Origin of the sequence: Streptomyces sp. CLV115, assembly GCF_038448545.1 — a bacterium.
Classification (GTDB): Bacteria; Actinomycetota; Actinomycetes; order Streptomycetales; family Streptomycetaceae; genus Streptomyces; species Streptomyces sanglieri.
Genome location: NZ_JBCEWQ010000006.1, coordinates 66,852 through 85,977, shown reverse-complemented (window position 1 = coordinate 85,977; position 19,126 = coordinate 66,852). Strand labels below are relative to the sequence as shown.

Genomic DNA, 19,126 nt, shown 5'->3' with positions numbered 1-19,126 from the left:
CCCGTGGGGTTCACTCCGCGGGCGCGTCGAGCAGCTCGTTCAGCACCTCGTCCAGGACGCCGCGCCGCCGGCGCGCGTCGGCGGCCAGGGCGGTGACCAGCAGGGCCGGGCCGGCCGGCGGGGTGAGCACGGCGGTGTCCCCGAGCATCCGTGCTTCGGGGCACCTCCCCTCGAACACCGGGTCCACCACGATGAGTTGGCCCACGGCCCGGTGTCCGCCCAGGACCGCCGCCCCGTCCCGGCCACCGGGGGCGCCCGGCCCGTACGCCAGCTGCTGGTCGACGAGCGGCCGGCCCGCGCGGTGCACGGTGAGGCGGCTGACCAGGGTGCCGGTGGTCTCGGCGTGGCGACCGAGGATCTGTTCCTCGCAGAGCGCCAGTCGTGCGGTGGGGGCGAGCCGGACCCGGGTGGTCATGTGCAGAACGCTGCCGTGCGCCGAGACGAGCCGTTCCGGCAGCCGGCGCAGCTCCGCCCGCTCGGCCACGCTCAACTCGGTGTCGTACGTGGCGGGTTCGCACCCCTTTCCCGGCAGGGCCACGGTCGCCGCCGCCGAGTCGACGGTGAGCCGGGCGCCTTCGCCGACCCGCGTCACGAGGGTGAGCCGGTCCCTGCCGAGCGGTGCGCTCATGGCGCCGACGACGGTGACCCGGGCGCCGGACCCGGGCGTGGTCCGGGTCCGGCGCAGGGCGAGCGGTCCGTCGCCCGCCAGTACGGGCAGCGAGGTGACGCCACGGCCGTCCAGGGCCGTGGTGATCCGGGCGGTGGACCGGACGCTCATGCGGTCCGGGCGGCGAGCTGCCCGCGGACCCGGTCGGCGACGGGTTTCACCCCGTGCTGGCTCTTGAGGGAGGTGAAGGCGACGGGGAGTTCCCAGCGCTGGGCCCCGGCGTCCCGGGCCATGCCCGCCAGGTCGGAGCCGACGTGGGGGGCGAGATCGGTCTTGTTGACGACGAGCAGGTCGGAGGTGGTGACGCCGGGGCCGCCCTTGCGCGGGATGCCGTCGCCGCCGGCCACGTCGAAGACGAAGATCTGTGCGTCGACGAGGCCCTTGGAGAAGGTGGCGGTGAGGTTGTCGCCGCCGGATTCGCGCGGCGCTTCTTCATCACATGGGCGGTCTGCCAGGTGCGCAGGACAACCTCGCCGATGCGGCCCATCGCCTGGGAGTCGGACGAGATGAACGAGATGGCCCCGAGGTCGTGGAGGATGTCCTCGACCGCGATGGTGGAGGGCCGGATCCGGGATTCCGCGAAGGCCAGGTCCTCCGGCACGGCCGGATTGAGGTGATGGCAGACCATCAGCATGTCGAGGTGTTCCTCGATGGTGTTGACGGTGTGCGGCCGGGTCGGGTTGGTGAAGCTGGGCAGGACGTACGGCTCGGAGACGACACCGATGATGTCGGGTGCGTGTCCGCCGCCGGCGCCTTCGGTGTGGTACGCGTGGATGGAGCGCCCGGCGACGGCGGCAAGGGTGTCGGCGACGAATCCGGCTTCGTTGAGGGTGTCGGTGTGGATGGCGAGCTGGGCGCCCGTCTCCTCGCAGACGCCCAGGCAGGCGTCGATGACGGCGGGGGTGGCACCCCAGTCCTCGTGGATCTTGAATCCGAGTGCACCGGACCGGAGTTGGGAGTGCATGGTCTCGCGCGACATGGTGTTGCCCTTGCCGAGCAGCCCGATGCTGACGGGGTAGGCGTCCAGCGCCGCGAACATCCGGGCGAGGTGCCACGGCCCCGGGGTGCCGGTGGTGGCCCTTGCGCCTTCGGAGGGTCCGGTGCCGCCGCCGACCAGGGTGGTGATCCCGCAGGAGAGCGCCTAGTCGATCAGGGTCGGCGAGATGAAGTGGACATGGGCGTCGATCGCCCCGGCGGTGAGGAACTTACCGTTGCCCGCGATGATCTCGGTCTCTGGGCCGATGACCAGGTCGGGGTGGACGCCGTCCATGGTGTCCGGATTCCCGGCCTTGCCGATCCCGGTGATCCGGCCGTCGCGGATGCCGATGTCCGCCTTGACGACGCCCCAGTGATCGATAATCACGGCACCGGTGACGACGGTGTCCGGGGTGCCCTCGGCCCGGGTGGTGCGGGCCTGTCCCATGGACTCGCGGATGACCTTGCCGCCGCCGAACACGGCCTCGCCACCGGCGAGTCCGGGGCCGCCCGAGCGGTCCTCCTCGATCTCGACAAGCAGATCGGTGTCGGCCAGTCGGATGCGGTCACCGGTCGTGGGGCCGAACAGGTCGGCGTACACGGCGCGTTCGAGTTGGGCCATCGAGGGCACCTCCCGTCCCGCCGCGCAGCCCGGGGACGATGCGCCGTCCGGCGAGCGGGACCAGTTCGACGTCGACCGGGATGCCGGGTTCGAAGCGCACGGCGGTGCTGGCGGCGATGTTCAGCCGCCGCCCGTGCGCGGCCGAACGGTCGAAGTCCAGGCCGGGGTCGGCCTCGGCCAAGTGGTAGTGCGAGCCGACCTGGACGGGCCGGTCGGCGGCGCTGAGCACGGTGAGGCGGGTGACGGGGCGTCCCTCGTTGAACGGCACGGGCCCGTCCGCGTAGAGGATCTCTCCGGGAGTCATCGGTGGCGTCCCCCGTCGGACGATCGGGTCGTGGACGGTGACGAGCTTGGTGCCGTCCGGGAAGGTGGCCTCGACCTGGACGTCGTGGATCATCTCGGGGACCCCGTCCATGACGTCGTCGCGGCCGAGCACCGTGCGGCCCGACGCCATCGGCTCGGAGACCGTACGGCCGTCGCGGGCGCCCTCCAGCAGGTGCACGGTGATCAGTGCGATCGCCTCGGGGTGGTTGAGCCGCAGCCCGCGCGCCCGGCGCTGTCGCGCCACATCGGCGGCGACATGGATGAGCAGGCGTTCCTGTTCGTGCGGGGCCAGTCGCATGTGTCCACCTCACAGTCCGCTGCCCAGTTCCGTCCCTGGGCGTGGCGAGGCATCGGCCGTGCGTGGCACGGCCGATGAGCGGCGAACCGCTGACTCGCGCGGGACGCCGCACACCAGGGGCGGAGTTTTTCCGGCGCGTCAACTTCGGTGCGACATTTCCGGCACGCCGATTCCGGCGGGTGAATTCCCGCGCGTCAGCCGGTCTCCGGCCGGTCCATGGCCATCAGGCCGCGCATCCCGTTCTCCAGCACCGCCGGATCGGCGTCGCCGAAGAGCGCCATCTGGGCGAAGAACCCCTGCGTGGCCGCCATCATCGTCCGCGCCACATGGTCGGCGGGTACGTCCGCCCGCAGGATCCCCGCCTCGCGGTACCCCTCGACCACGTCCGTCCAGACGCGCCGCATGGCGCCGTATCCGTCCTCGAAAGTGGCGGCCAGGCGCTCGTTGCGCATGCTCTCGGACCACACCTGCACGATCAGCGAGGCGAATTGCCGCCCCTCCAGACCGCACACCTCCCCGGAGAACAGCCCACGCAGCACCCGGCCCAGCAGCACGTCCGGAGCCGGCGGCGGGGTGGCGTTCGCGGCCTCCCAGAAGGCCCGGCGGATGCTGGTGAACGCCTCGTCGGCGATGGCCGCGATCAGGTCCTCCTTGCCGCTGAAGTAGCGATAGACCGCCCCGGCCGACAGTCCGACCTCCTTCAGCACGCCCTGCATCGACGCGCCGTGGAAGCCGTCGCGCGCGAAGCAGCGCGCCGCTCCGTCGATGATCTGCCGACGGCGGGCGTCCAGGTGTTCCTGGGATACACGGGCCATGCCATGAATCTAAAACGAACATTCCTTCTTGACAAGCTCCGACACCGTATGGACAGTGGGCCACAAGTAAAACGAACGATCCTTCTCTTTGAATCGAGACCCTTCGTGCCTGCGACCCAGAACCGCCGCATGGTGGCGGTCATCCTGCTGATCCCCCTGGTGGTGCTGCTCGCCCTCTGGGCCTTCGCCTGGCCCGCGGCCAGGATCGCCCCCCACGACCTGCCCCTCGGGGTCGCCGGCTCAGCCCCCGCCGCCGACCGGCTCCAGCAGCGGCTGGAACAGCGCGACGGCGCTTTCGAGGTGCACCGCTACGCCTCCGAGGACGAGGCTCGTCACGCGATCGAGAACCGGTCCGTGTACGGCGCCCTCGTGGCCACCCCACAGGGCACCCGGCTCCTGACCGCGTCGGCGGCGAGCCCGGCGGTCGCCCAGCTGCTGCGCGAGGCGGTCACCGCACAGGCCCCCGACGGAACTCCGGTGCAGGTCACGGACGTGGTGGCGGCACCCGGCACGGATCCGCGCGGCAGCGTCCTCGGCGCGAGCTTCCTTCCGCTGGCGATCGCGGGCGTGCTTTCGGGCTCGGTGGTCACACTGCTGCGGCTGCGCGGCGTGCGGGCCGCACTGACCTTGATCGGGGTGGCCGTGACGGCCGGACTCGGCGCGACGGCACTCACCGCCGACTGGCTCGGCGTGATCACGGGCAACTGGTGGGCGGTGGCCGGGACGCTGGGCCTCACCGTGCTGGCCATCGGCGGGACGGTCGCGGGGCTCGCCGCGCTCGTCGGCCCACCCGGCATCGGCGCGGGCGCGGTGCTGATGGTGCTGCTCGGCAACCCCTTCTCGGGCATCACCAGCGCCCCGGAGCTGCTCCCCGGCCCGGTCGGGGCGATCGGCCGGCTGATGCCGCCGGGCGCGGGCGGCTCACTGCTGCGTTCGGTCGCGTTCTTCGACGGCAGCGGCGCGGGCGGACCGCTGCTCATCCTCGGGCTGTGGGCGGCGCTCGGACTGGGCGCCGTGCTCATCGGCGGCCGGCGCCGCGACCGGCCGCCGGTCGCACCTCCCGCCCACACCCATGAACCGGCCCTGGCGGGCTGACCCCCGCCCGGACACGCCGTGTACCCCCGTCGCAGCGGACGGGGGTACACGGCTCTTGCGCGTCACGGGCCGCCGGGCGGGGCTCAGTTGCCCGGCTCGCCGTGCTCCCGGTGCTCCGCCGCGATGCCGAAGCGCCGCCGTTCGCCGGGAGCGGACACCGAGGAGCCGAGCGAGGAGACCGAGCTGATCACCTGCTCCTCCGCGGCCGCCTCCCCCTTCTCCAGTCGCTCCAGGTCAGCGGCCGAGACGAGCGCCACCAGCGGCTTGCCGTGCCGCGTCAGAACCACGCGTTCGCCGCCGTAGACAACGCGGTTGATCAGTTCGGCGAGCTCAGCTCGGGCTTGCGTCACCGGAATCTCATGGGCCATGCTCCCCATCATAACCTTCTGTACGTCCTGTACATTTTTTACAAAAGCCCGTGCAGACCCCCGTGCAGAACCCGCGAGGAGAGGCATCGCCATGCTGTTCCGCCCCACCGCCCGTCATGTGCTGCCCGAGTTCACCGAGCGCACGACCAACGGGACCCGCACCCTCGACCCGTACTCCAAGCTGCTCTCCGAACGGATCGTCTTCCTCGGCACCCCGGTCGACGACACCGCGGCCGGCGACCTGATCGCGCAGCTCATGTACCTGGAGCACGACGCACCGGACCGGCCGGTGTCGCTCTACATCAACTCGCCCGGCGGCTCGTTCGGGGCCATGTCCGCGATCTACGACACGATGCAGTACCTCGACTGCGAGGTGGAGACCTACTGCCTCGGCCAGGCCGGCTCCTGCGCCTCCGCACTGCTCGCCGCGGGTGCTCCCGGCCGGCGGCACGCCCTGCCCGGCGCGAGGATCGTCGTACAGCAGCCCGGACTCACCGAGCCGGTGCAGGGGCAGCCCTCCGATCTGGAGATCGAGGCACGGGAACTGGAACGGGTCCGCGCGATGCTCACCGCCCTGCTGGCCCGTCACACGGGCCACACCGAGGGGCAGATCACCGCGGACACCGAACGCGACCTCATCCTCGACGCGGCGGGCGCCAAGGCGTACGGGCTGGTGGACCACGTCCTGGAGAGCCGGAACTCCGCACTGCCGCCGCACGGCGCGAGGTGAACGCCCGATGCGACCACCGGAGTTCCCGCCGCTGCCCGCGCTGACGCGCGCCGAGGGGGAGTTCATCGACCGCTATCTCGAAGTCCTCGACCAGGTCGGCCGGATCAACCCGGCCCGCGGCGGGGACACCTACGGCGCGCTCCGCGCCGCTCAGGCACTCGTCGCACACTCACGCACACTGCGGGACGCCCTCGCGTTGATGCACGAGCGCGGCGAGGCGCAGGTCCACGCGGCCACGCTCGCCCGTGCGCTGCGGGTACTGGACGGGGAGCGGCGGGCCGGGCGCGTCAGCGTGCCCCCGGCACCGTCGAGTTGACCGGCCCGCGCGGTCCGCGCGCACGGCGCGGATCCGGCCAACTCCCCCTGGCCCGGCGCCCGGCGGCCGTCACCCGGCTCCCGTACCCGACACGCCCGACCACCCCACCGGAATTCCTCGCTCGTTCGGCGTAGGAAGTCCCCCTCAGGAGGGACCGCTCAACTTGCGTTTTCCGCGTGGACAGTGAACGGAATCAACCCTTCCGCCCCAGGTACGCACCTGGTCGGGGCCACCGGTGAAAGCCGCGGGAATCACCATGTCCACCCGAACGGATCAGTCGTGAGGAGCCTCACATATCCCGGTTTCAGCTCGGAAATCCGGCAGTCGGTGAGTCAAGATCCCTGGGACGACAAGCCCCCGCCACCGCGGCGGGGCGGTCCGGGCGGACGCCGAGTCCTGCCGCCGTCCGGATGCCTGGTCGACGAAAGTGGATCGGCAGGAGTGGAGGACCCGAGCACAACGGGTCGACCTGAACACCGGTCGACCCTCGGGGTGAAGCCGCCGAACGCGGCCGGGCAACTTCGCCAGCCCGAACCCGACAGGTCATCCTTCACAGGCGGCTGACGAAGGGTTGCGCATGACTGCGCAGGTTCATGTCCCGTCTCTGCTCGTCCGGGCCGGTACGGCCTCGGTTCTCACGCTCGCCGCCGTCGGTGGCACCATGTTCGCTCCGGGCGCCGCGACGGACGCCCAGGCCGCGACGCTGTCGATGAAGGCGCTCAACGTCGCGGCGTCGAAAAAGGGCTCGCCGTACAGCTGGGGGGGCACCGGCCCCAGCCGCTTCGACTGCTCGGGGCTGACGCTCTATTCGTTCAAGAAGGCCGGCAAGAAGCTCCCCCGCACGGCCCAGCAGCAGTACAACCGGACCCGCCACATCTCGGCCTCGCACCGCAAGCGCGGCGATCTGGTGTTCTTCCACTACGGCCGCAGCGTCTACCACGTGGGGATCTACGCCGGCAAGGGAAAGATCTGGCACTCGCCGAGGACCGGCGCCGTGGTGCGGCTGGAGAAGATCTGGACCAAGAGGGTCTACTACGGCCGGGTCCGCTGAGGCACGGCCCGGCCGGCGATCCGGGGCCGCCGGCCGGGCCCGCCCGCGGCCGGTGGCCCGGCCCGGTGGCCGGCCCTCCCCCGCTCAGTGCGGCAGCGGACCGGTCACCAGCACCAGGCCCGGCGCGGTGAGCGCCACGCCGCTGTCGGTCCGGCGGCTGGTTCCCGCCTCCTTCCGGCGGACGATCTCGGTGGTGCACCGCGGTGACCGGGCGAGCGCCGCCGCGGCGACGCTCCAGGCACTGTTGCGCAGCGGGTTCGGGCGGGCGGCGTCGGCGCGGCGGCCGGGCGGCGAGGCCGGGCGAGCGCGTCGGTCAGCGCTGCACGGGGATGCTCCACGGCAGCGCGATCCACACCGTCTTGCCGCCGTCGGCGGTGGGGGTGACGGTGAGCCGGCCCCCGCACTCCTTGGCCAGACTCCGGATGATCACCATGCCGCGTCCGTTGTCCTGCTGGACGGCGGCGGGAAGTCGCCGGGGCCAGCGGGGGTGACTGTCCGTCACTCCGAGGTGCAGTTGCTCCTCCCGCTCCAGCCGGAGGTCCACGGTGAACGTGGGCGACTGCCCGAAGGTGTGCTGGACCGCGTTGGTCGCGAGCTCCGAGACGATGAGCTGGATGCTGTCGGCGAAATCGGTGTCGGTCGCCAGGCCCCATTCGGTGAGCACCCGGGCCACGTACCTGCGGGCTGCCGAGACCGAGACCGGCTCGCTCGGCAGAGTGACGTTTGCTTCCTGATGGTCTGCCATGGCGAGCCGTCCCTTTCCCACCCGTGCCGACCCGCGATCGGTACGGATTGCGCTTCGCGCCAGATTGCCACTGATGCTGCCCGCTGTGACGGCGTTCCACCAAGATATGCATATATCTGTCGCTCGAAGCGGTGAACCCTGCCACGCAAGACCGGATGTGGACGGCACACTGTCCGCTCGGCATCAGAGGGAGGGAGGCCGCGGATGCAGCACGGCCCAGCGGTTCGACGCCGCAAGCTCGGGGAGGAGCTCCGGAGTCTGCGCCACGCGTCGGGACTGACCAGTCGGGACGCGGCGCGGATGCTCGGCTGGCACCAGTCGAAGGTGAGCCGGATCGAGACCGGGGTGAGCGGGGTGCGGCCGGCCGATGTGACCCGGCTGCTGGACACGTACGGCGTGGACGACACCCGGCTGCGGGATCTCCTGGCGACGCTCGCGGGTACGGCGGGCGGTGGCGGCACCGGCTGGTGGCACGCCTATCGCGGTCTGATCCCGCCCCAGTACCGCGACTTCATCAGTCTGGAGTCCCAGGCCCGGACCGCGCGCACGCTGGAGACCTCGGTGGTGCCGGGGCTGTTGCAGACGGCCGACTACGCGCGTGCGGTGACCCGGGCGTCACTGGACGGGCTGCCGTCCGGCCAGCTGGACTCGCTGGTGGAGGTGCGGCTGGCCAGGCAGGGGGTGCTGCGGACCGATCCACCGCTGCGGCTGAGCGCGGTGCTCGACGAGGCCGTGCTGCGGCGCCAGGTCGGCGGGTGCCGGGTGATGCGGGAACAGCTGCGCCATCTGGCCCGGGTGGCTCAACTGCCCCATGTGCAACTCCAGTTGCTGCCGTTCTCGATGGGCGGCTATGCCGGCCTCACCGGGCCTTTCGTTATCTTCTCATTTCCGAGCACTTCTGATCTGGATGTGGTCGTTCTCGACCATTTGACGAGTAGCCTCTACCTGGAGCGGAAAGAAGACCTTGCGGCGTACAGCTCGGCCTTCCGCACGATGCAGGCTCACGCGCTGTCGCCGGAGCACTCGTTGGACCTGATCGCCGCGATCGACCGCGACGGTCGGTGACTTCGGACCGCCCGAGGGGGCCTCATGTCGGATTGCCTCGCACAGCACGGCTTACGTTGGCGGCGCAGCAGCCGCAGCACGGGTATGAACAACTGTGTGGAGGCGGCGCCGTTCGGTGACGAGCGGCTGGCCGTGCGGGACTCCAAGGATGTGTCCAGGCCGCCGCTGCGGTTCACCGCGGCGGCCTGGACCTCGTTCGTCGCCGGTCTGCGCCTGGATTCGGTCAGCTGACGGGGGCGGTCCGACGCACCACGGACACCGCGGTGGCGATCTGCTCCTCGGTCAGATCGGCCCGCGCGGTGAGCCGCAGCCGGGACACCCCGTCCGGCACCGACGGGGGCCGGAAGCAGCCCACCAGGATTCCGGCGGTGCGGCAGTCGGCCGCCCAGCGCACCGCCGCGTCCGCCGAGGGGGCGCGCACCGAGACCACGGCGGCGTCCGGCCGTACGGCGGCCAGGCCGGCGCCGGTGAGCTGCTCGTACAGTGCCGCGGCGACCGCGCGGGCCCGGCCTGCCCGCTCCGGCTCGCGGCGCAGCAGCCGCAGGCTTTCCAGCGCGGCGCCCGCCGCGGCCGGCGCGAGGCCGGTGTCGAAGATGAACGTACGGGCCGTGTTGACGAGGTGTTCGACGACCCGGGCCGGTCCCAGGACCGCTCCGCCCTGACTGCCCAGGGACTTGGAGAGGGTGAGCGTGGTGACGATGCCCTCGTCGCCCGCGAGACCGGCGGCGGCGAGCGCCCCTCGGCCGCCGTCCCCCAGCACGCCCAGGCCGTGTGCGTCGTCGACGAGCAGTGCGGCGCCCCCGGACCGGCAGACGTCGGCCAGTTCGGGCAGCGGTGCCGCGTCGCCGTCGACCGAGAAGACCGAGTCGGTGACGGCCAGCGCCCGGCCCCGGTGCGCCTGCAGGGCCTTGCGCACCGCCCCGGGATCGGCGTGCGGAACGATGGCGGTTCCGGCGCGGGAGAGCCGGCAGCCGTCCACGATCGAGGCGTGGTTGCCCGCGTCGGAGACGATCAGCGAGTCATGGCCGGTGAGCGCCGTGACGGCCGCCAGGTTGGCCGCGTAGCCGGACGACAGCACCAGGGCCGCCTCGAAACCGCAGAATTCGGCCAGCTCGCCCTCCAGCTCGGCGTGCAGTGCGGTGGAGCCGGTGACCAGCCGGGATCCGGTCGCGCCCGCACCCCACTCGCGCGCGGCCCCGGCCGCGGCTGCGGTGACGTCGGGGTGCCGCGTCAGGCCCAGGTAGTCGTTGCTCGCGAGGTCCAGAAGTGCGGACTCGGCGGGCCGGGGGCGCAGGGTACGGACGAGTCCGGCGTCCGCGCGGCGGCACGCCTCGGCGTCGATCCAGTCGAACGGGTCGAAGGGCATGAGCGGTCCCTTTTGTAGGCAGCTCACAGACCCTAACCGTGCCTGCAACAGGTCATGGTGTGGCAATACACACACCCTCGGCAGGCTCTGTTGTCCGGTTCCTCCTTGGCTGGAAGCCGTGCGGTAGGCCAGGATCTTGGCCATGGACCTCCTGAACACGCTGGTGGACAAGGGCCTGCGGCGCGAGCTGCCGACCCGCGAAGAAGCGCTCGCCGTACTGGCGACCTCCGACGACGATCTGCTCGAAGTGGTGGCCGCGGCCGGAAAGGTACGCCGTCAGTGGTTCGGGCGGCGCGTGAAGCTGAACTATCTGGTCAACCTCAAGTCCGGTCTCTGTCCCGAGGACTGCTCGTACTGCTCGCAGCGGCTGGGCTCCAAGGCCGGGATCCTGAAGTACACCTGGCTGAAACCGGATGAGGCGTCGAAGGCCGCCGCCGCCGGGGTGGCGGGCGGGGCGAAGCGGGTGTGCCTGGTGGCGAGCGGCCGCGGTCCGACGGACCGCGATGTCGACCGGGTGTCGGAGACCATCGAGGCGATCAAGGAACAGAACGAGGGCGTCGAGGTGTGCGCCTGCCTCGGTCTGCTCTCCGACGGGCAGGCCGACCGGCTGCGCTCGGCGGGCGCCGACGCGTACAACCACAACCTGAACACGTCCGAGGCCACGTACGGGGACATCACCACCACGCACACCTATGCGGACCGGGTGGAGACGGTGCACCAGGCGCAGGCCGCCGGGCTCTCGGCGTGCTCGGGGCTGATCGCCGGCATGGGCGAGAGCGACGCCGACCTGGTCGATGTCGTCTTCTCGCTGCGTGAACTGGACCCGGACTCGGTGCCGGTGAACTTCCTGATCCCGTTCGAGGGAACACCGCTGGCCAAGGAGTGGAACCTCACTCCGCAGCGCTGCCTGCGGATTCTGGCGATGGTCCGGTTCGTCTGCCCAGATGTGGAGGTACGGCTCGCGGGCGGGCGCGAGGTGCATCTGCGCTCGATGCAGCCGCTGGCCCTGAACCTGGTCAACTCGATCTTCCTGGGCGACTACCTGACCAGCGAGGGCCAGGCGGGTCAGGCGGATCTGGACATGATCGCGGACGCCGGTTTCGAGGTGGAGGGAGCGGGCACGACCACGCTGCCCGCGCACCGTGCGGAGTCCGGCGGCGGCTGCGGTTCGCACGACGGCGGCTGCGCCCCGTGCGGAGAGTCGCCCGGGGAGGCCGCGGCCGGGTCGCCGGACGTTCCGGCCGCCCGCACGGACCTGGTGGCGGTCCGCCGTCGCGGCGCGGGAACGGACCTCGCCCCCAATGCCTGAGGCGCTCTCCCCGGCCGAGCTGCGGTCCCTGGACCGGGCGCACGTCTGGCATCCGTACGGCCCGATGCCGGGCCGTCAGGAGCCGCTGGTCGTGGAGTCCGCGTCCGGGGTACGACTGAAACTGGCCGAACCGTCCCACGGACAGGGCGAGTTGATCGACGGCATGTCGTCCTGGTGGTCGGCGGTGCACGGCTACAACCATCCGGTGCTCAACGAGGCGGCCCGTGATCAGCTGGGCCGGATGAGCCATGTGATGTTCGGCGGGCTCACCCATGAGCCCGCCGTGCGGCTGGCCACCCGGCTGGTCGAGATCACCCCGGAGCCGCTGCGGCATGTCTTCCTCTCCGACTCGGGTTCGGTCGCCGTGGAGGTCGCGGTCAAGATGTGCCTGCAGTACTGGCGCTCGGCCGGGCGGCCCGCCAAGCAGCGGCTGCTGACCTGGCGCGGCGGCTATCACGGGGACACCTGGCAGCCGATGTCGGTGTGCGACCCCGAGGGCGGCATGCACGAGCTGTGGTCGGGGGTGCTGCCCCGCCAGGTCTTCGCCGACGAGCCGCCGGCCGGTTTCGACACGGAGCCGGACGCCGCGTACGTACGGCATCTGCGGGAGCTGATCGCCGAGCACGCCGACCGGCTGGCCGCGGTGATCGTGGAACCGGTGGTACAGGGCGCGGGCGGGATGCGGTTCCACTCCCCCGCTTATCTGCGGGTGCTGCGCGAGGCGTGCGACGAGCACGAGGTACTGCTGGTGTTCGACGAGATCGCCACGGGCTTCGGCCGTACCGGCGAGCTGTTCGCCGCCGGGCACGCGGGCGTCTCCCCCGATGTCATGTGCGTGGGCAAGGCGCTGACCGGCGGCTATCTGACGATGGCGGCGACGCTGTGCACCTCCCGGGTGGCGGAGGGCATCTCCAGCGGCGAGGTTCCGGTGCTCGCGCACGGGCCGACGTTCATGGGCAATCCGCTCGCCGCCGCGGTGGCGTGCGCCTCCGTCGATCTGCTGCTCGGCCAGGACTGGCAGCGGGAGGTGAAGCGGATCGGCACCGGGCTCGGGGAGGGCCTCGCCCCGGCGTCCGGACTGCCCGGGGTGCGGGATGTGCGGGTGCTGGGCGCGATCGGTGTCGTACAGCTCGACCATGAGGTGGACATGGCGGCCGCGACCCGGGCGGCGGTACGGGAGGGCGTGTGGCTGCGGCCATTCCGCGACCTCGTCTACACGATGCCGCCGTATGTGACCGATGACGAGGATGTGGCACGGATCTGCCGCGCCGTGTGCGCGGCCGCGCGGGAGGGCTGAGATGACCATTCTGGTAGTGACGGGGACGGGCACGGAGATCGGCAAGACGGTGGTGACCGCGGCCGTGGCGGCGGCGCGTCCGGACCTCCGCGTCGCGGTGCTCAAGCCGGCGCAGACGGGACTGGCACCGGGCGAGCCCGGTGATGCGGCGGAGGTGGTGCGGCTGGCGGGCGGTCATGTCACCGCGGTCGAACTGGCCCGGTTCCCCGAGCCGTTGGCGCCCGCCACGGCCGCCCGCCGGGCGGGCCTCCCACCGGTGCGGCCGCACGAGATCGCCGATGCGGCACAGAAGCTGGCGACCGAGCACGACCTGGTACTGATCGAAGGCGCGGGCGGTCTGCTCGTACGGTTCGACGACGAGGGCGCGACCCTCGCCGACGCCGCCCGGCTGCTGGACGCGCCGGTACTGGTGGTGACGCCCGCGGGTCTGGGCACGCTCAACACCACGGCGCTGACCTCGGAGGCACTGCGCGCCCGGGCCCTGGGGTGTCTCGGTGTGGTGGTGGGCAGCATGCCCGCCGAGCCGGATCTCGCCGCGCGCTGCAATCTGGCGGACCTTCCCGTGGTGGCGGGCGCCCCGCTGCTGGGTGCGGTGCCGGCCGGTGCGGGGGCCATGGATCCCGCCGACTTCCGTGTGCGGGCCCGGAGTTGGCTCGCGGCGGAGCTGGGCGGGAATCGGCCGGCCGGCTGAGCGGATGAGCCGCGCCGGAGGGGGGAGAATCTAGGTAGCCGTACTTTCTGCCGGAGCGCCCGGTCGAGGAGGTCCGTCATGCGTCTGCGCGGCACGAGAATCCCACAGGACATGGTCCACCACCCCGTCTTCGCCCGGTTCTACGCCCGGATGAGCGTGGTCGCGGAGACCAGGGCGGGGCTGGCCGCGGTGCGCTCGGATCTGCTGGCCGGCCTGTCCGGGCGGGTCATCGAGATAGGCGCGGGCAACGGCCTGAATTTCGCGCACTACCCGCCCGCGGTGTCGGAGGTGGTGGCCATCGAACCCGAGCGAGGTCTGCGCCGCCTGGCGGTGCGGTCGGCGCTGCGTGCCGGGCTCCCGGTGGATGTGGTGCCGGGTGTGGCGGAGGCGCTGCCGGTGAAGAGCGAGGCTTTCGACGGGGCCGTCGCCTCGTTGGTGCTGTGCAGCGTAAGGGATGTGGAGCGTTCGCTCGCGGAGGTCGTGCGGGTGCTGCGGCCCGGTGGTGAGCTGCGCTTCTTCGAGCATGTGCGGGCCGACGACCGGGCCATGGCGGTCACGCAGCGGGTACTGGACCGTACGGTCTGGCCGTTGCTGACGGGCGGATGTCATACGGGGCGTGACACCCTGGCCGCCATCGAGCGTGCCGGATTCGTGGTGGAGTCGTACCGCAGGGTCATGATGCCGGACTGCGGGATCCGGCTGCCCATGTCGACCTGTGTACTGGGGGTGGCGCGCCGGCCGGACGTGCCGCGCTGACGCGTCGGCCCGGCGTGCCGCACCGGCCCATCGGCTCGACACGGGGCCGTCACAGGCTCCACTGGCGGAGTTCGTCGGCGATGGCCCGGACGTCCGCCTTGCCCTCCTTCACCAGCCGGGCCAGGTCACGCACCTGCTCGGGCGAGGTGATGACCTTGAGTCCGGAGGCGACGAGGTAGCCGTACGCGACGGCCGAGGAGAACATCGCGTTGGAGTGTTCGAGCGCGGGGACGTGGAGCAGCAACTGCAGGAGCGCGGCAGCCCGGGAGTGCGGGTCGCTGTAGACGGGGCTGCCGAAGATCTCGGCCTCGTGGCGGGCCACGGCGGCCACGAGCGCACCCCAGTCGACCACGTGCGGATCGCCGGGGGTCTTGTGCTCGGCCACCATGAGCAGCCAGGAAAGGTCGATCTGGAGGTTCAACGCGTGCCTTTGCGCTCCGGGCCGAACTCTTCGGCGAACACCGACTCGTACTGCTTCATGAAGTCGGCCGCGGCCTCGACGAAGGTGTGTCCGACCTCCCCCGCGTCCTGCCGCACGAGCTCCTCTATGTAGCGGTTCACGCTCATCCCCCTCTGCAGCGCGCGCTGTCGCGCGGCCTCGGCGGTCGCCTCGTCCACTCTCACGTTCAGCTGGGTCTTGGGCACATCAACACGCTAGCGCGCATGCGCTAGCACCGGCAAGAGGAGCCGACCGGCACCGGGCACCCCGCCGATTCCCCCACGGGATGCCGCCGTGGCCCTCGAAATGGCGCTGTGGATGTGATGCCACCCATAGGGGCCACGTCACATCCTAGGCCGGGCAGTAGGAGCGGGGCCCGCCCGAACTGCACGGAAAGTACCCAGAACGGTTCATTTCGGACATTGCTTCGTATTGGGGTAGTACGTCACATCATTGACCCCCGTCCCGGCCCCCGCTAACCATGGATCCCGTCGCCGGACAACGCGACCGGCCCGGACGGACACCCGCCGGACCACCAGGGGCCCCTGCCCCGCACGCCGCCCCGACGGCACACCCCCACACCACAGGAGAGTCACTACCGCATGACCACGCACACCCAGAACCGCACCGCCCGCACCGCCCGCCTGCGCACCCTGTCGCTGACCGCCCTGGCCACCACCGCCGCCGCGGCAGCAGCCCTCACCCTCACCTCCACCTCCGCGCACGCCGCCGAGACCAAGCAGCCCACCGCCCCCGCCGCCCCCACCACCGGCGACTCCCGGACCGGCGGCAGCGGCTACGCCAACAACCTCGACGGCTGGATCAAGGAATCCCTCGCCATCATGAAGGCCAAGGGCATCCCCGGCACCTACGAGGGCCTGCACCGCAACATCATGCGCGAGTCCAGCGGCAACCCCAACGCCCAGAACGGCTGGGACGTCAACGCCCAGAAGGGCACCCCCTCCAAGGGCCTGCTCCAGGTCATCCAGCCCACCTTCAACGCCTACCACGTCACCGGCACCGCCCACAGCCTCACCGACCCCGTCGCCAACATCACCGCGGCCGCCAACTACGCCGCCGACCGCTACGGATCCATCGACAACGTCAACTCCGCCTACTGAGCCGGGATCCGATGCCGAAATCACTGGCCGGGCGGGCAAACGCTCTGCTTGGCTCGGCCCATGAGTGATCTTCACATACGCCCCGCCGGCCTCACAGACATCGACACCGTGCTGCGGTTCTGGTGCGAGGCCGCGGAGGGGACGAGCATCAGCGACGACCACGACGGTGTGGCCCGGCTCATTTCGAGAGACCCCGAAGCCCTGCTGCTCGCGGAACGGGACGGCCGTCTCGTGGGAACCGTCATCGCCGGCTTCGACGGCTGGCGATGCCCCGTCTACCGGCTCGCCGTACACCCCGGCTCCCGTCGGCAGGGGATCGCCACCGCCCTCGTGGAAGCGGCGGAAGAGCGATTCCTCGCCCTGGGCGGGCGACGGGCCGACGCCATGGTCCTGGAAGCCAACGAACGGGCGCATCACACATGGGCCGCGGGCGGGTACCACCGCGAGGACCACTGGCGACGCTGGGTGAAGCCGCTCACGGACTGAGAAGAGCACTGGAAGAACGGTCGACTTTGCCGATCCTTTACTATGGTTCTCCTCCTGTCCGATCCTTCCGAAAGGTGTGAGCGTCCGCCCATGGGCGAGCCTCCCAGTAGCCGACATCGCCGACACCGAGCGATCCTCCTGCCCCTGCCCGATCATGGGACGGAGGTGAACCGATGACCGAAGTGCTTCTGCTGCTCGTGGCAGTACTGCTCTCGCTGGCCTGCGGTGCCTTCGTCGCGGCCGAGTTCTCTTTGACGACGGTCGAGCGCGGACAGCTCGAACGCGCCGTCGAGCGGGGCGAGCGGGGCGCGGCGAGCGCCATGAAGGCCGTACGCAGCCTCACCTTCCAGCTCTCCGGCGCTCAGCTCGGCATCACCGTCACCAATCTGGTGGTCGGCATGCTCTCCGAACCGTCCATCGCGAAACTGATCCGCGGTCCCGTGGAAGCGGTGGGTCTCTCCCCGAACGTGGCGTCCTCCGTGGCCCTCGTCCTCGGTACGGCGCTGTCCACCGTGTTCCTGATGATCGTCGGTGAACTGGTCCCGAAGAACTGGGCGATCTCCTCCCCGCTCGCCGTGGCCAAGACCGTGGCCACCCCGCAGCGTGCGTTCACCGCCGTCTTCCGGCCCTTCATCAGCCACCTCAACAACACCGCCAACCGGATCGTGCGCCGCTTCGGCCTGGAACCGGCCGAGGAGCTGGCCTCCGCGCGCAGCCCGCAGGAGCTGGCGGCGCTGGCCCGGCACAGCGCGAAGCAGGGTGCGCTGGAGGCGGACACGGCGGAGCTGTTCGTCCGCACGCTGAACCTGGCCGAACTGACGGCGGAGAACGTGATGACCCCCCGGGTCCAGGTCACCGCGCTGGAGGCGCAGGCGACCGCCGAGGACGTCGCGAACGCCACCCGGGCGACGGGCCTGTCCCGTTTCCCCGTCTACCTCGGCAGCCTGGACACCGTCGTCGGTGTGGCGCACATCAAGGACGTGCTGGCGATCCCAGCCGAGCAGCGGTCCCGCACCCGTGTGTCGGAGATGCTGCGCGAGCCCCTGCTCGTACCCGAGACGCTCACGGTGGACCGGCTCCTGGACCGGTTGTCCGGCAAGCTCGCCATGGCCGTCGTCATCGACGAGTACGGCGGCACGGCCGGAGTCGTGACGCTGGAGGACATCGTCGAGGAGGTGGTCGGCGAGGTGCGCGACGAACACGACCCGCACGAGACCGCTGACCTCGCACCGGCCGGCGAGGACGCCGACGGGCGGACCCTGTGGTCGGCCGACGGCGCCGCCCGCATCGACCAGCTGAAGACGATCGGACTGCGGGTGCCGGACGGACCGTACGAGACACTCGCCGGGCTCATCGCCACCGAGGTCGGCCGCATCCCCGCCGTGGGTGACGCGGTCGAGCTGGCGGGCTGGCGGATCGATGTGGTCGACGCGTCCGGACGCCGCGCCGCGCGGGCCCTGCTGCACGCGCCGCTGCCCGGCGACGACGAGCCGACGGAGGACGCACGATGATCGCCGTCCAGCTCTTCATCGGACTGATGACCCTGGTCGTCAACGCCTTCTTCGTCGGGGCCGAGTTCGCGCTGATCTCGGTACGCCGCAGCCAGATCGAGCCCGAGGCCGAGGCGGGCAACCGGCGGGCACGGAGCGTCATCTGGGGCCTCGAACACGTATCGGCGCTGCTCGCGGCGGCGCAGCTCGGCATCACCCTGTGCACTCTGGTGCTCGGCATCGTCGCCGAGCCGGCCTTCGCGCATCTGCTGGAGCCGGTCTTCGACGCGGTGGGCGTGCCGCACGGACTGATCCATCCGATCTCGTTCGTGATCGCGCTGTCCGTGGCGACGTATCTGCACATGCTGCTCGGCGAGATGGTGCCGAAGAACATCGCGCTGGCCGAGCCCGTGCGCGCCGCGCTGCTGCTCGGGCCGCCGCTGGTGACCCTCGCCAGGGCGCTGCGCCCGGTGATCTTCGCGATCAACGCCTTCGCCAACACGCTGCTCAAGATCCTCCGGGTCGAGACGAAGGACGAGGTGTCCGCCACGTTCTCCGACGACGAACTGGCCCGGCTGGTGACGGACGCGGGCGACGCCGGACTGGTCGACGACCGCTCGGCCGAGCGACTGCACCACGCCCTGGAACTGGGCCGCCGTCCGGTGCGTGACGTGGTGATGCCGGTGGACCGGGTCGTGTACGCGGAGGTGGGGACCACGCCGGAGCAGCTGGAGCGGCTCTCGTACGAGACGGGCTTCTCGCGCTTCCCGGTGATGGACAGCGAGGAGCGGATCCTGGGCTACCTCCATGTGAAGGACGCCCTCGATGCCACCCCGCGCGATGTGCCCTTCCCGGTGACGGCGATGCGCCCGATCGCCCGGGTCCGGGCGAGTACACCGCTCGACGACGTCCTGACCGCGCTGCGGCGCAGCCGTACGCATCTGGCGGCGGTTCTCGACGAGGACGACCGGCTGGCCGGGATGGTCACCATGGAGGACGTGCTCCGCGAGCTGGTGGGGCGCCCGAAAACGCGCTGACCCGCACGGGGCCGCGGTACGGATTTCCGGCCGCGGCCCCCGCCGCGGCCGGGCCGTGCTCCG

General features: G+C 71.3%; 22 protein-coding genes, 3 pseudogenes and 1 riboswitch. Of the genes and pseudogenes, 15 read left to right on the top strand and 10 right to left on the bottom strand.

The window, feature by feature from the left end; all coding sequences use genetic code 11:
- Positions 1-10 precede the first annotated feature (10 nt).
- From AADR41_RS03945 to AADR41_RS03925, 5 genes and pseudogenes are all read right to left on the bottom strand, one after another.
- Entirely contained in the window at positions 11-778 is a 768-nt protein-coding gene (locus AADR41_RS03945; protein WP_342279952.1) for an urease accessory protein UreD, read from the bottom strand.
- Positions 775-1,086, bottom strand: a pseudogene (locus tag AADR41_RS03940) (GTP-binding protein); the annotation flags it as partial. The gene AADR41_RS03945 and the pseudogene AADR41_RS03940, both read right to left, overlap by 4 nt.
- A gap of 2 nt (positions 1,087-1,088) precedes the next feature.
- Positions 1,089-2,264 (bottom strand): annotated as a pseudogene (locus tag AADR41_RS03935) (urease subunit alpha); the annotation flags it as partial.
- On the bottom strand, positions 2,209-2,886 hold the full coding sequence (locus tag AADR41_RS03930) for an urease subunit gamma (protein WP_342279951.1): 678 nt from the start codon (positions 2,884-2,886) through the stop codon (positions 2,209-2,211). The pseudogene AADR41_RS03935 and the gene AADR41_RS03930, both read right to left, overlap by 56 nt.
- Positions 2,887-3,080: 194 nt before the next feature.
- Positions 3,081-3,701 (bottom strand): TetR/AcrR family transcriptional regulator, encoded by a 621-nt coding sequence (locus AADR41_RS03925; protein WP_342279950.1) that lies wholly within the window; start codon positions 3,699-3,701, stop codon positions 3,081-3,083.
- A 105-nt stretch (positions 3,702-3,806) separates the two neighbouring features.
- Between AADR41_RS03925 and AADR41_RS03920 the strand changes: the two genes are divergently transcribed.
- Positions 3,807-4,796 (top strand): ABC transporter permease, encoded by a 990-nt coding sequence (locus AADR41_RS03920; RefSeq protein WP_342279949.1) that lies wholly within the window; start codon positions 3,807-3,809, stop codon positions 4,794-4,796.
- Positions 4,797-4,879: 83 nt separating this feature from the next.
- Here AADR41_RS03920 and AADR41_RS03915 read toward each other — a convergent pair whose 3' ends face one another.
- On the bottom strand, positions 4,880-5,164 hold the full coding sequence (locus tag AADR41_RS03915; RefSeq protein WP_342279948.1) for a type II toxin-antitoxin system Phd/YefM family antitoxin: 285 nt from the start codon (positions 5,162-5,164) through the stop codon (positions 4,880-4,882).
- Positions 5,165-5,258: 94 nt separating this feature from the next.
- On the opposite strand from AADR41_RS03915, the gene AADR41_RS03910 reads away from it, so the two are divergent.
- From AADR41_RS03910 to AADR41_RS03895, 4 genes and pseudogenes are all read left to right on the top strand, one after another.
- Complete coding sequence (locus AADR41_RS03910) at positions 5,259-5,894, top strand: ATP-dependent Clp protease proteolytic subunit (protein WP_342279990.1); 636 nt, start codon at positions 5,259-5,261, stop codon at positions 5,892-5,894.
- A 7-nt stretch (positions 5,895-5,901) separates the two neighbouring features.
- Positions 5,902-6,210, top strand: coding sequence for a hypothetical protein (locus tag AADR41_RS03905; RefSeq protein ID WP_342279947.1), 309 nt, complete (start codon positions 5,902-5,904; stop codon positions 6,208-6,210).
- A gap of 401 nt (positions 6,211-6,611) precedes the next feature.
- Positions 6,612-6,784, top strand: a riboswitch (cyclic di-AMP (ydaO/yuaA leader).
- A 3-nt stretch (positions 6,785-6,787) separates the two neighbouring features.
- Positions 6,788-7,261 carry a C40 family peptidase gene (locus AADR41_RS03900; protein WP_342279946.1) on the top strand — a complete coding sequence of 158 codons (474 nt, stop codon included), beginning with the start codon at positions 6,788-6,790 and terminating at the stop codon, positions 7,259-7,261.
- Between the two features lie 130 nt (positions 7,262-7,391).
- Positions 7,392-7,538 (top strand): annotated as a pseudogene (locus AADR41_RS03895) (LysR family transcriptional regulator); the annotation flags it as partial.
- A 36-nt stretch (positions 7,539-7,574) separates the two neighbouring features.
- Here AADR41_RS03895 and AADR41_RS03890 read toward each other — a convergent pair.
- Positions 7,575-8,006, bottom strand: a complete 432-nt coding sequence (locus AADR41_RS03890) for an ATP-binding protein (protein WP_342279945.1) — start codon at positions 8,004-8,006, stop codon at positions 7,575-7,577.
- Positions 8,007-8,210: 204 nt separating this feature from the next.
- On the opposite strand from AADR41_RS03890, the gene AADR41_RS03885 reads away from it, so the two are divergent.
- Both AADR41_RS03885 and AADR41_RS03880 read left to right on the top strand, forming a co-directional pair.
- On the top strand, positions 8,211-9,071 hold the full coding sequence (locus tag AADR41_RS03885; RefSeq protein WP_342279944.1) for a helix-turn-helix domain-containing protein: 861 nt from the start codon (positions 8,211-8,213) through the stop codon (positions 9,069-9,071).
- A gap of 24 nt (positions 9,072-9,095) precedes the next feature.
- Positions 9,096-9,302, top strand: coding sequence for a DUF397 domain-containing protein (locus AADR41_RS03880; protein ID WP_342279943.1), 207 nt, complete (start codon positions 9,096-9,098; stop codon positions 9,300-9,302).
- Here AADR41_RS03880 and AADR41_RS03875 read toward each other — a convergent pair.
- Positions 9,295-10,437: an 8-amino-7-oxononanoate synthase gene (locus AADR41_RS03875; protein ID WP_342279942.1), complete on the bottom strand. Its 1,143-nt coding sequence runs from the start codon at positions 10,435-10,437 to the stop codon at positions 9,295-9,297. The genes AADR41_RS03880 and AADR41_RS03875 overlap by 8 nt on opposite strands.
- 142 nt (positions 10,438-10,579) lie before the next feature.
- On the opposite strand from AADR41_RS03875, the gene bioB reads away from it, so the two are divergent.
- The 4 genes from bioB (at position 10,580) to AADR41_RS03855 (ending at position 14,490) form a co-directional block, all read left to right on the top strand.
- The gene (gene bioB / locus AADR41_RS03870) at positions 10,580-11,746 is read left to right on the top strand and encodes a biotin synthase BioB (protein WP_342279941.1); all 1,167 of its coding nucleotides are present in this window, start codon (positions 10,580-10,582) and stop codon (positions 11,744-11,746) included.
- Entirely contained in the window at positions 11,739-13,043 is a 1,305-nt protein-coding gene (locus tag AADR41_RS03865; RefSeq protein ID WP_342279940.1) for an adenosylmethionine--8-amino-7-oxononanoate transaminase, read from the top strand. Before bioB ends, AADR41_RS03865 begins: the two co-directional genes overlap by 8 nt.
- A 1-nt stretch (position 13,044) precedes the next feature.
- The gene (bioD, locus tag AADR41_RS03860) at positions 13,045-13,734 is read left to right on the top strand and encodes a dethiobiotin synthase (RefSeq protein ID WP_342279939.1); all 690 of its coding nucleotides are present in this window, start codon (positions 13,045-13,047) and stop codon (positions 13,732-13,734) included.
- A 78-nt stretch (positions 13,735-13,812) separates the two neighbouring features.
- On the top strand, positions 13,813-14,490 hold the full coding sequence (locus AADR41_RS03855; RefSeq protein WP_342279938.1) for a class I SAM-dependent methyltransferase: 678 nt from the start codon (positions 13,813-13,815) through the stop codon (positions 14,488-14,490).
- Between the two features lie 49 nt (positions 14,491-14,539).
- On the opposite strand, the gene AADR41_RS03850 is transcribed toward AADR41_RS03855, so the two are convergent.
- Positions 14,540-14,911, bottom strand: coding sequence for a fic family toxin-antitoxin system, toxin component (locus tag AADR41_RS03850; protein ID WP_342279937.1), 372 nt, complete (start codon positions 14,909-14,911; stop codon positions 14,540-14,542).
- The gene (locus tag AADR41_RS03845; RefSeq protein ID WP_093551072.1) at positions 14,908-15,135 is read right to left on the bottom strand and encodes an antitoxin; all 228 of its coding nucleotides are present in this window, start codon (positions 15,133-15,135) and stop codon (positions 14,908-14,910) included. Before AADR41_RS03845 ends, AADR41_RS03850 begins: the two co-directional genes overlap by 4 nt.
- A 396-nt stretch (positions 15,136-15,531) precedes the next feature.
- On the opposite strand from AADR41_RS03845, the gene AADR41_RS03840 reads away from it, so the two are divergent.
- The 4 genes from AADR41_RS03840 to AADR41_RS03825 all read left to right on the top strand — a co-directional run bounded on the left by AADR41_RS03840 (position 15,532) and on the right by AADR41_RS03825 (position 19,063).
- Positions 15,532-16,050: a transglycosylase SLT domain-containing protein gene (locus tag AADR41_RS03840; protein ID WP_342279936.1), complete on the top strand. Its 519-nt coding sequence runs from the start codon at positions 15,532-15,534 to the stop codon at positions 16,048-16,050.
- A 60-nt stretch (positions 16,051-16,110) separates the two neighbouring features.
- Positions 16,111-16,536 carry a GNAT family N-acetyltransferase gene (locus AADR41_RS03835; protein ID WP_342279935.1) on the top strand — a complete coding sequence of 142 codons (426 nt, stop codon included), beginning with the start codon at positions 16,111-16,113 and terminating at the stop codon, positions 16,534-16,536.
- A 173-nt stretch (positions 16,537-16,709) separates the two neighbouring features.
- On the top strand, positions 16,710-18,047 hold the full coding sequence (locus AADR41_RS03830; protein ID WP_342279934.1) for a hemolysin family protein: 1,338 nt from the start codon (positions 16,710-16,712) through the stop codon (positions 18,045-18,047).
- Positions 18,044-19,063, top strand: coding sequence for a hemolysin family protein (locus AADR41_RS03825; protein ID WP_342279933.1), 1,020 nt, complete (start codon positions 18,044-18,046; stop codon positions 19,061-19,063). Before AADR41_RS03830 ends, AADR41_RS03825 begins: the two co-directional genes overlap by 4 nt.
- Positions 19,064-19,126: the final 63 nt, after the last annotated feature.

Excerpts from the sequence above, each read along its gene's own strand:
- AADR41_RS03945 (WP_342279952.1), bottom strand. The coding sequence starts at position 778 with ATGAGCGTCCGGTCCACCGCCCGGATCACCACGGCCCTGGACGGCCGT.
- AADR41_RS03930 (WP_342279951.1), bottom strand. The coding sequence starts at position 2,886 with ATGCGACTGGCCCCGCACGAACAGGAACGCCTGCTCATCCATGTCGCC.
- AADR41_RS03925 (WP_342279950.1), bottom strand. The coding sequence starts at position 3,701 with ATGGCCCGTGTATCCCAGGAACACCTGGACGCCCGCCGTCGGCAGATC.
- AADR41_RS03915 (WP_342279948.1), bottom strand. The coding sequence starts at position 5,164 with ATGGCCCATGAGATTCCGGTGACGCAAGCCCGAGCTGAGCTCGCCGAA.
- AADR41_RS03905 (WP_342279947.1), top strand. The coding sequence starts at position 5,902 with ATGCGACCACCGGAGTTCCCGCCGCTGCCCGCGCTGACGCGCGCCGAG.
- AADR41_RS03900 (WP_342279946.1), top strand. The coding sequence starts at position 6,788 with ATGACTGCGCAGGTTCATGTCCCGTCTCTGCTCGTCCGGGCCGGTACG.
- AADR41_RS03890 (WP_342279945.1), bottom strand. The coding sequence starts at position 8,006 with ATGGCAGACCATCAGGAAGCAAACGTCACTCTGCCGAGCGAGCCGGTC.
- AADR41_RS03885 (WP_342279944.1), top strand. The coding sequence starts at position 8,211 with ATGCAGCACGGCCCAGCGGTTCGACGCCGCAAGCTCGGGGAGGAGCTC.
- AADR41_RS03880 (WP_342279943.1), top strand. The coding sequence starts at position 9,096 with ATGTCGGATTGCCTCGCACAGCACGGCTTACGTTGGCGGCGCAGCAGC.
- AADR41_RS03875 (WP_342279942.1), bottom strand. The coding sequence starts at position 10,437 with ATGCCCTTCGACCCGTTCGACTGGATCGACGCCGAGGCGTGCCGCCGC.
- bioB (WP_342279941.1), top strand. The coding sequence starts at position 10,580 with ATGGACCTCCTGAACACGCTGGTGGACAAGGGCCTGCGGCGCGAGCTG.
- AADR41_RS03865 (WP_342279940.1), top strand. The coding sequence starts at position 11,739 with ATGCCTGAGGCGCTCTCCCCGGCCGAGCTGCGGTCCCTGGACCGGGCG.
- bioD (WP_342279939.1), top strand. The coding sequence starts at position 13,045 with ATGACCATTCTGGTAGTGACGGGGACGGGCACGGAGATCGGCAAGACG.
- AADR41_RS03855 (WP_342279938.1), top strand. The coding sequence starts at position 13,813 with ATGCGTCTGCGCGGCACGAGAATCCCACAGGACATGGTCCACCACCCC.
- AADR41_RS03840 (WP_342279936.1), top strand. The coding sequence starts at position 15,532 with ATGACCACGCACACCCAGAACCGCACCGCCCGCACCGCCCGCCTGCGC.
- AADR41_RS03835 (WP_342279935.1), top strand. The coding sequence starts at position 16,111 with ATGAGTGATCTTCACATACGCCCCGCCGGCCTCACAGACATCGACACC.
- AADR41_RS03830 (WP_342279934.1), top strand. The coding sequence starts at position 16,710 with ATGACCGAAGTGCTTCTGCTGCTCGTGGCAGTACTGCTCTCGCTGGCC.
- AADR41_RS03825 (WP_342279933.1), top strand. The coding sequence starts at position 18,044 with ATGATCGCCGTCCAGCTCTTCATCGGACTGATGACCCTGGTCGTCAAC.